The following is a 14794-nucleotide window of genomic DNA, read 5'->3' on the forward strand; positions in this document are numbered from 1 at the left end:
TGAGAACGGCGGAGCAATATTCGACCACGGTAGCGGCGGGATAGTCCTGCTGCGGGCGGCGTAAAAGTCGTCCACCTTGAAGCCTTTCTGCCGAGTCAGGGAGGTGTGGGGATCTACAGCGTGGAACTTTATCTTCAGGTCCGTCTGGCTTGCGCGGATGGCATGAGCCAACGGGCGGCGGCGAAGCGTTTCAATGTGTCGCGCGAAACGGTACGCAAGATGCTGTCGTTTTCATCGCCGCCGGGTTACCGGCGCCAGTCCGTACCGCAGCGCCCGAAGCTGGACGGGTTTGTGGCGATCATTGATGGATGGCTTGAGGGTGACCGCAGTGTCCCGCGCAAGCAACGCCATACGGCGAAGCGGGTATTCGACCGTTTGCGCACCGAGCATGGTTTCACCGGCGGCTATACGATCATCAAGGATTACATCCGGGAGCGCGAACAGCGCAGCCGGGAGATGTTCGTGCCGCTGGCGCACCCTGCGGGAGATGCGCAGGCCGATTTCGGGGAAGCGCTGGTGGAGATCGGCGGGGTGGAGCAGAAGGCCTACTTCTTCGCGCTCGATCTGCCGCACAGTGATGCCTGCTATGTGCGGGCCTATCCGGCGGCGGTGGCGGAGGCCTGGGTGGACGGACACGTGCATGCCTTCGCGTTTTTCGGCGCGGTACCGCGCTCGATCGTCTATGACAACGATCGCTGCCTTGTGACGAAGATCCTGCCCGACGGCACGCGGCAGCGTGCCACGCTGTTCAGCGCTTTCCTGTCACATTACGTGATCCGCGACCGCTATGCTCGCCCGGGCAAGGGGAACGAGAAAGGCAATGTGGAGGGGCTGGTAGGCTATTGCCGGCGCAACTTCATGGTGCCGATCCCGAAGTTCCCGACCTGGGAGGCGTTCAACCTGTGGCTGGAGGAGCAATGCCGCAAGCGCCAGCAGGACAAGGTGCGCGGGCAGAGCGAGACGATCGGTGAGCGGCTGCAGCGCGATCTCGCGGCCATGCAGCCTCTGCCCGCTACACCCTTCGAGGCCTGCGATCAGAAAGGCGGGAGGGTCTCCTCGCAATCCCTGGTGCGCTACAGGACCAACGATTATTCGGTTCCGGTGGCCTGGGGCCATCAGGAGGTCTGGATCAGGGCCTATGTCGATGAGGTGGTGATCGGCTGCCGCAGCGAAGTCATCGCCCGTCATCCTCGTTGCTATGCCCGCGAGGAGGTTGTCTTCGACCCGCTCCATTATCTCCCGCTGATCGAGCAGAAGATCAACGCATTCGACCAGGCTGCGCCTTTGCAGGGCTGGGACCTGCCCGAAGCGTTCACGACACTGCAGCGGTTGATGGAAGGGCGCATGCACAAACATGGCAGGCGCGAATATGTGCAGGTACTGCGCCTGCTGGAAACGTTCACCCTCGCCGATCTCCAGGCGGCGGTCGAACAGGCCATCGATCTTGGCGCCATCGGCTTCGATGCCGTCAAGCACCTCGTCCTGTGCCGGATCGAACGCGTACCGCCCAGGCTGGACCTGGACGTCTATCCCTTCCTGCCACGCACCACGGTCGAGAAGACCTTTGCCAGAGCCTATCTGAGCCTGCTCTCCGACCGGCAGGAGGCCGCATGAGCGATCAGGCCCCGGAGATCCTTCTCGCTCACCATCTCAAGGCGCTCAAGCTGCCTACGTGCCTGCGTGAGCATCACAAGCTCGCGCGGCAATGTGCCGCTGAAGGCGTCGATCATATCCGCTTCCTCGCCCGCCTCGTCGAGATGGAAATGATCGACAGGGAGCGTCGCATGGTCGAGCGGCGCATCAAGGCCGCGCGCTTCCCCGCCGTCAAAAGCCTCGACAGCTTCGACTTCGCCGCCATCCCCAGGCTCAACAAGATGCAGGTGCTCGAGATGGCGCGCTGCGAGTGGATCGAGCGGCGTGAGAACGCCATCGCTCTGGGGCCATCAGGCACCGGAAAGACGCACGTAGCGTTGGGGCTCGGACTGGCAGCATGCCAGAAAGGACTGTCGGTGGGCTTCACCACCGCGGCAGCGCTGGTCAGCGAAATGATGGAGGCCCGCGACGAGCGCCGTCTTCTGCGCTTCCAGAAGCAGATGGCCGGATACAAGCTGCTCATCATCGACGAACTGGGCTTTGTGCCGCTCTCCAAGACCGGCGCCGAACTGTTGTTCGAGCTGATCTCCCAGCGTTACGAACGCGGCTCCACCTTCATCACCAGCAACCTGCCCTTCGACGAATGGACCGAAACCTTCGGATCTGAGCGTCTCACAGGCGCGCTCCTCGATCGCCTGACCCATCACGTCAGCATCCTCGAGATGAACGGCGAAAGCTATCGCCTCGCGCACAGCCGGGCCCGCAAGGCCAAAACCAGACCCTGAAAATTACACCAATGCCGGGGGGAGTGGCCCTCGGGCTACGCCCTCACGCCACTCCCCCCGGCATGTAACACGATGGCCTGGTTTTACGCCGCCGAATGGCCGACTTTTGCTCCGCCGTTGACACGTCGGCTTTCACCTCGGAAAACGTCTTGTCGATAGTATAGCTGGCGCCCTCGTCAAGATCGCTATTGACTGTGCGAGCCTTGCCCGGTTCAAAACTGATCACGGTCACTTTGCCACCAGCGTCCTCGACAGCTTGCTTGGGCTTCGAGAATTCTGGTTCTTCCGTCCCTCGGGGTGCAATCAGAATGGCAACCGATTTGCCTTCCAAAGTCATAATTTATTTCCTATTCCGTCGAAGACTAAGGTCAGGTGCCCGGCTTGAGCACGACCTTCGTCCAGCCTGCATCGCGCTCGTCGAAATGCTTGTAGGCGTCTGGTGCCTGATCGAGCGGCAGTCGGTGCGAGATGATTTTGGCAGGATTGGCCCGGCCTTGCTCGATAAGCTTCATCAGTCGCCGGTTGTAGTGCTTTACATTGCACTGGCCGGTGCCAATCTTCTGGCCCTTGAACCAGAAGTTGCCGAAGTCGAACGCCATCTTGCCTTCCTTCTGGAGATCGTCGGGCGCGTTCGGGTCTTCCGGAATGAACACGCCGACGACGCCGATTCCGCCGGTGGCCTTCGTGCTTTTGACGAGGCAGTTCATCGTGTAATTGCTGCGCTCCTTGCCGTGGCGATCGCAACACTGATACCCGACCGCCTCGACCCCCCGGTCGGTCCCGAGGCCGCCAGTCGCGTCAAGGATCTGCTGGGCGGGATCGCCCTTGCGCATATCGATCGGAATAGCGCCCATCGCCTCGGCCAGTTTCAGACGGTCATCGTGAGAATCGACGACAAAGATCTGAGAGGCGCCGCGGATTTCGGCCGAGTGCGCGGCCATTAGACCGACCGGACCGGCGCCGTAGATCGCAATGCTTTCGCCAGGCAGGAAACCCGACAGTTCGACGCCATGCCAACCGGTGGGGAAGATGTCGGAGAGCATGACATAGTCATCCTCCTTCTCCTCAGCGTCCTCAGGCAGCTTCAGACAATTGAAGTCCGCATAAGGAACGCGCATCAACTCGGCCTGACCACCTTGCCACGGACCCATCTCGGCAAAGCCATACGCTGCGCCGGCGGTTCCAGGGTTGGTCGTGAGGCAAAAACCCGTCAAACCGCGTTCGCAATTTTCGCAGAAACCGCAACCGACGTTAAACGGCATGCACACGCGATCGCCCTTCTTGATACGATCTACGGCAGCGCCAACTTCGATGACCTCGCCAAGGTTTTCGTGACCGAAGACCCGGCCCTTTTCGAAGCTGGTACGGCCCTCATACATGTGAAGGTCCGACCCGCAGATATTGGTCGTGGTCAGCCGGATGATAACATCGGTCTGCTTTTCAATCTTGGGATCATCGATGGTACTGACAGAAACATCTTTGGGCCCGTTGTACACGACAGCTTTCACGGATCCTTTCCTTTCGCAGCTCTTCTCAACGCGTCATCAAATCGAGACCTTGCTGATGATCCGGTCCATCGCAGCGGCGGAGGACATCGCACCCTTCCAAGTGATCTCAGTTTCCTGAACCTTGTGCTACCTGAGAGGTTCCTTCCCGTGGGCTATCCTGGGATCGATTCACGGCGGTTTTCTGAATAACTGGGCCAGAATGGCCGAATAACGCTCTAAACGGAGGCGACCCGCGCCGCGCGGGAGGCGCGCCCGCCGCCGTCGACTGAACCGCCTTCGACTAAGCGGGCACCGCCGCGCCCAGCTCCGCGCTCCAAGGCTCAGCCGCGCGCGAACGCCTGCGCCGCTGCCTCGGCCACGCTCTCGTCCTCCTTGCCGGTGCCGCCCGACACGCCCACCGCGCCGATCACCGTCTCGCCCTCCTTGATCGGCACGCCCCCGGCGAAGATCATCACCTTGCCGTCGTTGGAGGCATGGATGCCGTAGAAGTCGGCGCCCGGCTGGGCGAGCTTCGCCAGCGCCTTGGTCTCGACGTCGAACGCGCGCGCCGCCCACGCCTTGCCGATCGCGATGTCGACGCTGCCGCGCCACGAATCGTCCATCCGCGCGAACGCTAGGAGGCAGCCGCCCGCGTCCACCACCGCGATGTTCATCGGGTTGCCTGTCCGCTCGGCCTCCGCGATCCCCAAATCGATGATCGTCCGCGCGTCGTTCAGGTCGAGCGTCTGGGTGGTGCGCATGGAGTATCTCCGTGGCCGGTTCGGGGAAAGCCGCTCAACGCACGCCGCCGCGCCCGGGCCCCCCACGCGGGCGATGAGAGCGACGCGCTAGGGTGCCGACCGCTCGGCTATTTCGCGGCCAGCAGGGTGAACTTGTGAATCTGCGGCGGTTCAGAAAACAGTTCTTCTGCCTTGTCCATCAGTGCGGCGGCAACCTTGCCGTCAAGATGGGCCTGCCGATCCTCCTCCGTGTCGAACGTATCGAAGATCGCGTACGCACCGGGACCTTCCTCGATCGCATACCAGGTCAGAGTGCCCGGCTCAGCTTGAACGAGCGGCAATGCCGAGGTCAGGAAATCGGCGACATCGCGCTCTTTTCCGGGCTTGGCCTTCAGTGGTACATACAGGGCAAGTTTGGGCATAAATCACTCCTCAAGTTGAACGCTCAGCTATTCTTCGGCAAAGTAACGGACGAGCGGGCCGGTACGTTCCCCACGAGGCGGAGCACACGCGGCCCCGCCTCCTCGTCGAAATCAGAACTCCTGTGCAGTCGGCCTGATGACGATCGCGTTGACATCGACGTCATCAGGTTGTTCGACAGCGAACGCGATAGCACGCGCCACCGATGCCGCCGGGATGGCCTGCTTGTAGAAGTCCAGCACCGTCTCGGCGGCCGCGCCAGAGGTCGTGAACTTCAAATCGCTTTCGACAGCTCCAGGCTCGATTGACGTGACCCGGACCTTTTCCCCCACCTCGTGGCGCAAGCCCTCGCTGATCGCGCTGACGGCGAACTTGGTGCCGGAATAGACCGTGCCGCCCGGTGCGAAGACCTTGATGCCCGCAACCGAGCTTAAGTTGATGATGTGACCGCTGCCCTGCTCGAGAAAACCGGGAAGGGCCGCCGCGATGCCGTAGAGCGTACCCTTCAGATTGACGTCGATCATCTGGTCCCACTCGTCGGTGTTGACCTCGGCCATCGGACGGATCGGCATCAGCCCGGCGTTGTTGATCAGCACGTCGAGGCGGCCGAAGTCGGCAATGATTGCGGCGACGACGGACTGGACCGCCGATTTGTCGGTGACGTCGAGCGCATAGGCGCGTGCCGTTCCGCCCGTTGCGGCAATGTCCGCGACGACCTCGTCGAGCCTGTCCTTGCGCCGCGCGGCGATGGCCACTTTGGCGCCGCGGTCAGCGAGAAGACGCGCAGTTTCCGCGCCGATGCCGCTGCTGCCGCCGGTAATGAGAATTACCTTGCCTTCGATACCTTTGGTCATGATTGTATTCCTTCAAGTCAGTTGTTGATTTTTCGCCGGATCGCGGTCCCGCGCGAGCCCGCCCGGCCTGATGGGTTCACCGCGAGCGCAACAGGACGGGAGCGGCGCCGACCTTGATGCGGAGCAGCTCGTAGGGCTTGCGGCGCAGGTCCCGCCCGCCGTGGAAGCCGGGCTGGCGGTGGAGCTGGTTGGCGGTGAAGTAGAGGTAGCCGTCGGTGCCGATCGATAGCGTGTCGGGCCAGCTGATGCGCGGGTCGCTGACCACCGTCGTCCAGCGGCCCTGGTCGAGCACGCGGATCGCGTTGTTCTCGTAATCGCCGGCGAACACGCGGTCCTTGTCGTCCTCGGCTATCCCGTCCGAGGCGCCTTTGCGCCCCAGGCTGCGGACCGCGCGGCCTAACGCCTCCTCGGACACCGCGGGATCGCGCAGCATCGCCGTGGGCACCGCGTGCAGCGTGCGGCCCGACAGTGGCCCGTAATACAGCAGGCTGCCGTCGGCGCTGAGCGCAATCGCGTCGCTTGCGATCGTGACCGGCGTCGCGGGGCCGTCGGCCGGGCGGTTCATGAGCACCGCGCCGTCGACGACCGGGGTGAAGCCGGGCTCGGGATTGGTCGTCGCATGGTTCGACAGGCGCCGGATCGCACGCCCGCTGGCGATATCGACGACGATGATGCCGCCGACGCCGTCGTTGCTGCTGTCGGTGATGTAGGCGACGCCCTCGGCGCCCTGACGCAGATCGAAGCGCACATCGTTGAGGTAGGTCGTGGGCAGCACCACGCTGGGCGGCAGGACGATCGTCTTCACCACCCGGTTGGTCGCAAGATCGATCGCCACCAGCTTTGCACCGCCGGCCCGTGGTTGAGAGAATTTGGGCGCCGCCGTGTCGAGCACCCACAGGCGATCGGCGCCGTCTGCCACCACGCTCTGCACCGAGATGAAATGCCCCGCCGGGTCGGCCGGATCGGGCCGGTTGGTCGCGGCGTCGGGATAAGGCACCGCCTTGCCGTCGACCAGCTCGGCAACCGTGAACGGCGCGTTGTCGCCCCATTGCGGGAAGTTGACGAAGATGCGCCCGTTGGGGGCGACGGTCACGCCAGTCGGCATCGCGCCATCGAAGGTCGCGACCTGTTCGATCCGGGGCGCGGATGCACCCTCCCGGGTCGTCGCGCAGGCGGCAAGCGAGAGGGCAGCGCCAGCGGCCAGAAGCAGTTTGACGGAGATTTTCATGGCGTCATTTCCTTGAGAATGCGGCCCACTTCGTGAGGCTCGGACCGGAAATATTGCGGGGGCGCCTTGACCGATGCACCAAGCGCGGCGGCGGCGTGCCAGGGCCAACGCGGATCCCACAGCGCAGCGCGGGCAATCGCTATGGCGTCGGCATGCCCGTCTTCTAGGATGCGCTCCGCCTGGTGCGGATCGGTGATCAAGCCGACAGCGATTACAGGCATAGCGACCGCGTCCTTGACCGTGCGGGCCAGCGGTACCTGATAGCCGGGGCCGACCGGGATCTGCTGGCGCGGGTCGAGCCCGCCGCCGGAGACGTGGATCGCCGCGCAACCGCGCCGCTTCAGTTCCTGCGCAAACCTTGCGGTTTCTTCCGCTGTCCAGCCGCCTTCAACCCAGTCAGTCCCGGAAACGCGAACGGTCACCGGGCGGTCGGCCGGAAACGATTCGCGCACGGCATCGAACACTTCCAGCGGGAACCGCATCCGGTTGTCGAGGCTGCCGCCGTATTCGTCGCCGCGCCGGTTGGAGATCGGCGAAAGAAACTCGTGAAGCAGATAGCCATGCGCGGCGTGGATCTGGACGGCTTCGATGCCGAGCCTGCCGGCGCGCCGGGCGGCATCCGCGAACGCCTCCCGGATGCGGGCAAGCCCTGACTTGTCCAGTTCGACAGGGGGATGGTCGTCCGGAGCGAAGGGAATGGCGCTGGGTGCCACGGTCTGCCAGCCATTCTCCGTATCGGGGGGAAGCTGCGCTCCGCCGTGCCACGGCTTGGCGCTGCTCGCCTTGCGGCCGGCATGGGCCAGCTGGATGACGAGCGGCATGTCCGACCACTGACGGACGCTTTCTAGCACGCTTCGCATCGCCGCTTCGGTACGGTCATCGTACAGGCCGACGTCACCGTAGGTGATGCGACCTTCGGGGCTGACAGCGGTCGCCTCTATCGTCAGCGCGCCCGCGCCCGACAGCGCCAACTGGCCGAGATGCATCCGGTGCCAATCGGTCATCGCGCCGTCCTCGGCAGAATACTGGCACATCGGCGCGATAACGATGCGGTTGGCAAGCCGCAGCCCCGCGACCTCGAGCGGTTCGAACAGGCGCGCCATCACCATGCGCCCGTGTTGGGCATGGAGGCCCAGGGTTCGGCCGGGGCCATGTGTTCGCCTTTTTGGAGCAGTTCGATCGAGATCCCGTCCGGCGAGCGGACGAACGCCATGTATCCGTCGCGCGGGGGGCGATTGATCGTCACGCCGCCCGCTTGCAGCCGCGCGCACGTCTCGTAGATGTCGTCGACCCCGTAGGCGAGATGGCCGAAGTTTCTGCCCCCCGTGTAAGTCTCGGTAGCGCTGCCGTCCTCGGGCGGCCAGTTGTACGTCAGTTCGACCTCGGCATCGCCCTGCTCGCCGTCGCCGCGGAAATCCTCGTCGGCGGCAAGGTAGATCAGCGTGTAACGCCCGGCCTGGTTCTCCATGCGCCGGGTCTCCTTAAGACCCAGCAGCGTGAAGAACCGGATCGCTGCCTCGGGATCGGCGACGCGCAGCATGGTGTGGAGATAGCGCATGATCAGGCGACCTTGTCCTTGAGGGCTTCCATCACGAGCTCTGCGGTGAGGGTAGCGCTGGCGGGGTTCTGGCCGGTCACCAGATTGCCGTCGCGCAGGGCGAAGGGGGCAAAATCGGGGCCGCCCTCGTGCTTGCCGCCGAGTTCCTTGAGACGCGTTTCGAGGAGGAACGGCACCGCCTGATCGAGACCGACCGCGCGTTCCTCGCTGTCCGTGAAGCCCGCGACACGGCGGCCGGCGACGAAGGGCGTGCCATCGGCCTTCTTCGCCGAGACCAGCCCTGCCGGTCCATGGCAGACGGCGGCGACGATCTTGCCTTCGCGGTCGAAGCGTTCGACCAGGCGGGCCAGTTCGTCACTGACGGGGTAATCGAACATGGTGCCGTGGCCGCCCGGCAGGAACAGCGCGTCGTAGCCGGCGGGATCGATGCTTGTGAATACAAGGGTGCTGGCAACCTCGCCCTTCAGGGCCTCGTCCTTCAGATAGCGCTCGACCGAAGCGTCGTTCTCGCCGTCGGCGTTGACGCTACGCTGGTCGACGGGGATGGCGCCACCCTTGATCGAGGCCAGCGTAACCTCGGCGCCCGCATCGCGGAACGCGTAGTACGGGGTGGTAAGTTCCTCGAGCCAGACGCCCGTCGGTTCGGTGCCGGGAGTCATGCGGTCGGCGGAGGTGGCCACCATGAGAATGCGGGTCATCGTCAGTTGTCCTTTTCTAGTGATGTCGGAAACACGAGCAAACGCACCCGCCGGCGCCGCGCCCGCCACCAGGACAGCGGTGAGGGCTTGGAGCAATTGGCGGCGATTTTGCTTCGATCGTTCCTTTCGGCGGCTTAGATACGCAGGGAACGGCATCATGAAATCCAGCGGGAATGGCGGACGGCCATAAATCCGGTTATGGAACCGGAATGTCCCTCCTGCAGTTGCGCACCTTCGTCGAAGTCTACCGCCGTCGTTCACTGAGCGAGGCGGCCCGGGCAATCGGCATCACCCAACCGGCTGCGTCGCAGCACATCGCATCGCTCGAGGCGCAATTGGGCCGTCCCTTGTTCGATCGCCATTCGCGGGGTGTTCGACCAACAGCGATTGCCGACGATCTCGCGGCTTCGATCGGAAGCAGCCTCGACACGGCGGAATCGGCACTGGCCAGCGCGCGGGCCCGATCGTCGCGCATCTCGGGCACGGTCCACATCGCCGCGCCGTCGGACCTACTGGGAGAGATGATCGCGCCCCGACTGGCGCCGCTGCTGGATGCGGGGCTAGACCTGCGCCTGCATATCGGCGGGCGCGAGGCGCTCTATGCCTTGCTGCTCGAAGACAAGGTGCACCTAGCCGTCACCGCCTCGCAGCCCGAAGATCCGCGGTTGGCCTTTCATCCGCTGGGCGAAGAGCACCTGCGCGCCGTAGCCTCGCCCGCCGTTGCCATGCGGATTGCCGAATTGCCGCTTGCCGACGGGCTCAACCGGACGGCCCACCTCGCGTACGACCTCGACCGACCGCTGCTGCGTACCTGGCTCCATGCAAACCAGATCGAGCTGACGAGCCAGCCCGCGTTGACCGCGCCCGATCTGAGGGTGCTACGGTCGGGATTGTGCGCGGGTCTCGGCTGGACGGTGATGCCTGGCTATCTCACCCGCAGCGAACGCGCTGCCTGCACGCTGATCGAGATACCTGCCCCGGTCACGGTGCCGCGCAACGCTTACTACCTCGTCTGGGCACGCTCATCGCTGCGACACCCGCGCGTGGCCATGGCTCGGGACGCCCTGATTGCTGCACTCCGAAAATAATGGTGGCCACGCCTGTTGGGCCGTGAGCGCAATGTCGGGTCTGAACCAGTTGAGCGCTGGCGAAACGAATGGCGGCTTTCGGGATCGTCGGCTACAAGGCCGAACGTCCGAATTTAGGGCGCATTGCTGCTAGACGGTTTCACGGCGACCGAGCGGCAGGTTTTGGCAGAAGCTGTCGTTGAAAGCGCGACCGGCGAACGACGCATCTTGGTCGACACCCGCCGGAATAGCGGACGGTCTGCTGCTGGGGAGCGAAAGCCCGGCGCTGAATGGCGACAAAGGGTCGACAGCGGAGATGGCCGCTTTTCACCCCAAGCCGGTTGTTTCACGCGAGTAAGACGGGACCTGTCATGCCGGGAAAGGGCGTTGAGTTATCCTTTGATCACTCGCCAGGGGACGAGCGCCATGGAAGGCGTCCAGCAAGGTTCCAAGCTCGCAACAAAATCATCAGCCCACTCGCCCGGACTGCCCGGTTTGAGCCAGCCTTCATAGCGCGATCGCGTCAGGTAGCCGCCAATCTCAAATGAAACTTTATCCGCGTGCAGCACTATCTGGGGCGCCTGGGCGGCCTCGCCGAGCACAGCTGAGAACCTGAGGTCTTGGCCGCTCCTGAGGTGCGCCATGGCAGTGGGGCATTTGCGAATGTCTGCTTCACGCCACTCTAGTCCCGCCTTATCGAGTAGAGGAAGAAGGGCGTCATCGCTTTGTGGCTTGGACTGTGCGATCATGGCAAATAGCCGCTGCCCCCGGGCCCGTGGTCTTGGTGGTTTCCCTTCGTAGGGTGAACGGACCATTCGGGCAGTTAAGCGCTCACCGCATGTTCGGCGTGCCTCGCCTCGGTCGTCAGCGGTGCAGCCTTTGTGAACGGCGACCGCGTAAACCGGATAACCGTAGTCGTCTCCCAGGTAACGAACTGACATCGCCAGTTCGAACCCTTCGGGAAAGAACCGCGCGGGATCGAATGCGAGTGTGCGAGTTCGTTCCTGAAAATCGTATGTCCGCGAAGCGTTCTGCGCGGCCAAGGGGGCTACAATCCCGAGGGTGAGCGCAGCGGCGATGCAGGCATATCGGATCATGCGCAAACTTTCATAGGGCGTGTCAGGCTGCGTAGCTACCTCTACTGCGGGTTCGAATATCGCCTCACTCCTCAAACCTGACAATTCGATTTTTGGCGTCATTCCGTTTCGGCCGGTCCGCTCCCGTCCTGCCGGGAAACAAAATTTTCTCGAACAGATCGAGCATTGAACCCGGAATGGGAAAGCGGACGGGCTGCTCCTGGGAAAGGCAAATCGGCGTCTGAACGGGAAGAATGGGTCGGAGAAGAACGAAGCGATAATGTTTCCCCCGTTTCAGAACGTCTTCCCGAGTGAAATGGGCTATCCGGCAATCGGATAGCGCATCGCAACATTGCATCGCTCGTATCGCGATCCATAACGGGCCATGATCTCTGCGTCGTGGCGAAAGCCCAATTTTTCGTAGAGATGGACCGCGGCCGAACAACGAGCATTGGTGAGCAGGTACAACGGATCGCCCTTCATCGATTGAGCCCGCTCGATCAGCGCCGCCAGCAGGAATTCACCAGCCTTCAGCCCACGCGCGCTTGACCGCACTCCCATCTTCGTCAACTCAAGCCCGCCATCATGGGACGGCTGCAACGCCCCCGCACCCACGATGCCAAGGCCCCGAGCCTCGACGAACAGTATCGTACCTCCGGCATCGATGATGTGTTTGCGGGGATTGTCTAAAACCAGTTGGTCCGCCGCCTCGAGATGGAACATTTCATTGATCCACTCGGCATTGATGTCGGCGAAATGATGGGCAAGCGAGTCGGTATATTCGCGGACCACCAGGATCGGCTGGCTGGACTGGGCCGCCAACACTTCGAGCGGGGTTTCCGCCAGCGCCGTTTCCAACATTGTGATCTGCGCCATGAAGGCATCGGCGTCCTTGCCGAGCAGCGCGCGAACCGCATCCTCGACTGGTGGCCAGACATGGACCCTAGCCCTTGCCAGAACCGCCGCGCCCTCCGGGGTCAGCGAAATAGTGCGCTGTCGCTGGTCTTCGCCCTGCTCGGAGCGAACCAGGCCCAGTTCTACCAATTGGCCGACTGAGCGGGTCACACCTGGCTGGCTGATTCCTACGGCCTGCACCAACTGGCCGATCGTCTGTGCGTCGCCGTCCAGCGCTGCCAGAAAGGCCATGTGGGCGGGCTGCACAGGTAGGCCGGCATCTGCCGTAACACGCGCCGCCCCAGCCTGCATTCGCTCACCGAGCCGCTTCAGCCGGCTGCCCAGAAAGCCGATGCCTCCCTCACGAATAACGTCCATACCCGATCTCCATAACGTGATATATATCCTGTTATGTAAAAGGATCTGTTTCGTCAACCGGCTGCGGCGAGCCTCATCACGTGCAACTCTGCTAGTGCGCGATGAAAAACCGGTCCGTCCGCATGCGGGTGCGTGAAATTCGCGGTTGAACGGCATTGAAGGGTCGGCTTTGCCAAGCGCCGGTCGTCGAAGTCCCTGCCCCGGTCCGATTTGCGTTTCCGTTCCCGGGATTAGAATATCGCTGTCGAACTGCAACGATGGGCGCAACGCTACCGTCGTGCATCACGGTTCGATTGTCGCTATCATTTCTTCAAACCGGGCCAAGTACAATTTTGCATTGGCTGAAATAATTAGCCGCTCTTGCTCGCCCGATAAAAAATGCGCGACGCACCCTGTATCGATTTCATGGATCGATCTTAAGGCAGCATCTAAAGCGCTGATTGAAATGTGCCAACGCTGCCCCCCTGATCTGCTCCAAGGAGGAAATGCACTAGAAGCGGATCTGCTGCCAGATACCGACATAATCGCTGCTCTTACCCCCGCCGGCCTTGAACGCCTCGCTCGCGATCCAGCGGGTAAAGAAGAAGCGGTAGCTAAGATTTTTCGTGACGATCCAGTCGGCCTGGAAATTATAGCCGGTCCCCACATAGGACGACCCGACCGGCCGCACGCCGGGATAGTTGGTTGGCCCGGCATAGGTCGCGTCCTCCTTCGTTTCGCGCCAGAAAAATTCCGGTCCCGCGACCAGCGTCAGCGCCTTGGCCGGCTTGACGGTCAGGTTCGGATAGAGATCGATGATGTTGGAGAAATTGAGATAGCCCGCGTCGCCGAACAGGGGCAGGCGCGGCGCAGGCGGCGCGAAGGTGCCCAGGGTGCCGTTATTGGGCTTGCCGTCGCCGCTGAACGCATCGAAGCGGAGACCGACGCGCGGGCGCAGCGGCGTCGTGGGCGGCAGACTGTAGCCCAGATCACTGTTGAAGCCCCAGGCGCGGATGCGATCGCCGGCGAAATGGCCCGTCTGGAACGTCCCTTCCGCATCATAGTCCCAGGCGCCGCTCTTGCCGCCGATGCGCATGCCCCAGCTTTCACGATGTTCCTCGCCTGTCAGCAGGGCGAATTTCGCGACCTTGTTGAAGACGTCATAATGATAGACGTCGATTTGGGTGTCGGGCAGCAGCAGTCCCTTGGCGGCGGAGACTGTCACGCCGTTGAAATGGCGATCAGGATTGGCCTTGTCGTCGAAGGAGCCGGCTAGCAACTGCATCGGCCGCACCGCGAAAGCGTCGATCCGCAGGCGGTTCTTGAGGATGAAGGTGCCCCGCACACCCTGATAGGTGAAGCGCACATTGGTCCCATCGCGCAACCCCACCAGCTTGCCATTGCCCAGCGGCATTTCAAACCGGCCCGGCCGCAGCGTGAAAAGCGCCTGATCGCCGAGCGGCACGGTGATGTCCGCGAATATCTGCTGAAATTCCAGCTTGTCGCGATTGGGCGGCGTAGCCGTTGTCGCGTCATATTCCTTGTTGTGGCCAAGTTCACTGAAGATGCGCAGAAAGGGCGTCACGCGCAATTCCGTGACGAGCCGCAGCCGCTGGCCTAGATTGTGGTTGGCGTCATTTGCGCTGGCGCCCAGATTCTGGTGCGTCCAGCTCTGATAATAATAGCGCATCTCTCCGCCGATCGAGAGGCGAATATCCGGATCGGAGATCGGCAGGTTGCGCAGGCGTTCCAGCGGATTGTCACGGCGATAGGCAGGGTCGGCCGCAATGCCCCAATCCTCGGTCCATCGCAGGCTCTGCGGCACACCCGATGTCGCCGGAATGCCACCGGGCACCGGTTCGGGCACCGGCGGTGCGGCGGGTACCGGTGCAGGGCCGAACTGGGCGAACGCACTGCAGGGCACTGTCACGCAGAGCAGCGATACCGCCGCCATCAGCGCACGGCGATCTTGATAAGACATGGCAATAGTCTCCCGATCCCGGCTGGCCGCAGCCGGGTCTTGATGGTTCCGACTTG

General features: G+C 63.0%; 15 protein-coding genes. 3 read left to right on the plus strand and 12 right to left on the minus strand.

Annotated features, from left to right (window positions below):
* Positions 1–120 precede the first annotated feature (120 nt).
* Both istA and istB read left to right on the plus strand, forming a co-directional pair.
* Entirely contained in the window at positions 121–1614 is a 1494-nt protein-coding gene (istA, locus tag RLDS_RS37665; RefSeq protein WP_011950768.1) for an IS21 family transposase, read from the plus strand.
* Positions 1611–2378, plus strand: coding sequence for an IS21-like element ISSsp5 family helper ATPase IstB (istB, locus tag RLDS_RS37670; protein WP_007686288.1), 768 nt, complete (start codon positions 1611–1613; stop codon positions 2376–2378). Before istA ends, istB begins: the two co-directional genes overlap by 4 nt.
* 43 nt (positions 2379–2421) lie before the next feature.
* Here istB and RLDS_RS37675 read toward each other — a convergent pair whose 3' ends face one another.
* From RLDS_RS37675 to RLDS_RS37715, 9 genes are all read right to left on the minus strand, one after another.
* Positions 2422–2715: a DJ-1/PfpI family protein gene (locus RLDS_RS37675; RefSeq protein ID WP_021225593.1), complete on the minus strand. Its 294-nt coding sequence runs from the start codon at positions 2713–2715 to the stop codon at positions 2422–2424.
* Between the two features lie 31 nt (positions 2716–2746).
* Entirely contained in the window at positions 2747–3886 is a 1140-nt protein-coding gene (locus RLDS_RS37680; protein WP_021225594.1) for a glutathione-independent formaldehyde dehydrogenase, read from the minus strand.
* Positions 3887–4206: 320 nt separating this feature from the next.
* Positions 4207–4626, minus strand: coding sequence for a GlcG/HbpS family heme-binding protein (locus tag RLDS_RS37685; RefSeq protein ID WP_021225595.1), 420 nt, complete (start codon positions 4624–4626; stop codon positions 4207–4209).
* 107 nt (positions 4627–4733) lie between these two features.
* Complete coding sequence (locus tag RLDS_RS37690; RefSeq protein WP_009823882.1) at positions 4734–5027, minus strand: putative quinol monooxygenase; 294 nt, start codon at positions 5025–5027, stop codon at positions 4734–4736.
* 111 nt (positions 5028–5138) lie between these two features.
* Positions 5139–5879 (minus strand): SDR family oxidoreductase, encoded by a 741-nt coding sequence (locus RLDS_RS37695; RefSeq protein ID WP_021225596.1) that lies wholly within the window; start codon positions 5877–5879, stop codon positions 5139–5141.
* 76 nt (positions 5880–5955) lie between these two features.
* Positions 5956–7107, minus strand: a complete 1152-nt coding sequence (locus RLDS_RS37700) for an L-dopachrome tautomerase-related protein (RefSeq protein WP_009823880.1) — start codon at positions 7105–7107, stop codon at positions 5956–5958.
* Positions 7104–8210: an NADH:flavin oxidoreductase/NADH oxidase gene (locus RLDS_RS37705; protein WP_152528027.1), complete on the minus strand. Its 1107-nt coding sequence runs from the start codon at positions 8208–8210 to the stop codon at positions 7104–7106. The genes RLDS_RS37700 and RLDS_RS37705 overlap by 4 nt, the downstream gene beginning before the upstream one ends.
* On the minus strand, positions 8210–8668 hold the full coding sequence (locus RLDS_RS37710) for a VOC family protein (RefSeq protein ID WP_031297871.1): 459 nt from the start codon (positions 8666–8668) through the stop codon (positions 8210–8212). Before RLDS_RS37710 ends, RLDS_RS37705 begins: the two co-directional genes overlap by 1 nt.
* Positions 8668–9363, minus strand: coding sequence for a type 1 glutamine amidotransferase domain-containing protein (locus RLDS_RS37715; protein ID WP_009823877.1), 696 nt, complete (start codon positions 9361–9363; stop codon positions 8668–8670). The genes RLDS_RS37710 and RLDS_RS37715 overlap by 1 nt, the downstream gene beginning before the upstream one ends.
* Before the next feature lie 209 nt (positions 9364–9572).
* Here RLDS_RS37715 and RLDS_RS37720 point away from each other — a divergent pair, with 209 nt between their 5' ends.
* Positions 9573–10451, plus strand: coding sequence for a LysR family transcriptional regulator (locus RLDS_RS37720; RefSeq protein ID WP_031297874.1), 879 nt, complete (start codon positions 9573–9575; stop codon positions 10449–10451).
* Positions 10452–10822: 371 nt separating this feature from the next.
* Here the strand turns inward: RLDS_RS37720 and RLDS_RS37725 are convergent, their stop codons facing one another.
* From RLDS_RS37725 to RLDS_RS37735, 3 genes are all read right to left on the minus strand, one after another.
* Complete coding sequence (locus RLDS_RS37725) at positions 10823–11629, minus strand: hypothetical protein (protein ID WP_031297876.1); 807 nt, start codon at positions 11627–11629, stop codon at positions 10823–10825.
* A gap of 198 nt (positions 11630–11827) precedes the next feature.
* Positions 11828–12934 carry a bifunctional helix-turn-helix transcriptional regulator/GNAT family N-acetyltransferase gene (locus RLDS_RS37730; protein ID WP_236616836.1) on the minus strand — a complete coding sequence of 369 codons (1107 nt, stop codon included), beginning with the start codon at positions 12932–12934 and terminating at the stop codon, positions 11828–11830.
* A gap of 334 nt (positions 12935–13268) precedes the next feature.
* Positions 13269–14738, minus strand: coding sequence for an alginate export family protein (locus tag RLDS_RS37735; protein WP_021225601.1), 1470 nt, complete (start codon positions 14736–14738; stop codon positions 13269–13271).
* Positions 14739–14794 lie beyond the last annotated feature (56 nt).

The organism is Sphingobium lactosutens DS20, assembly GCF_000445105.1.
In the GTDB taxonomy this organism is placed as follows: domain Bacteria; phylum Pseudomonadota; class Alphaproteobacteria; order Sphingomonadales; family Sphingomonadaceae; genus Sphingobium; species Sphingobium lactosutens.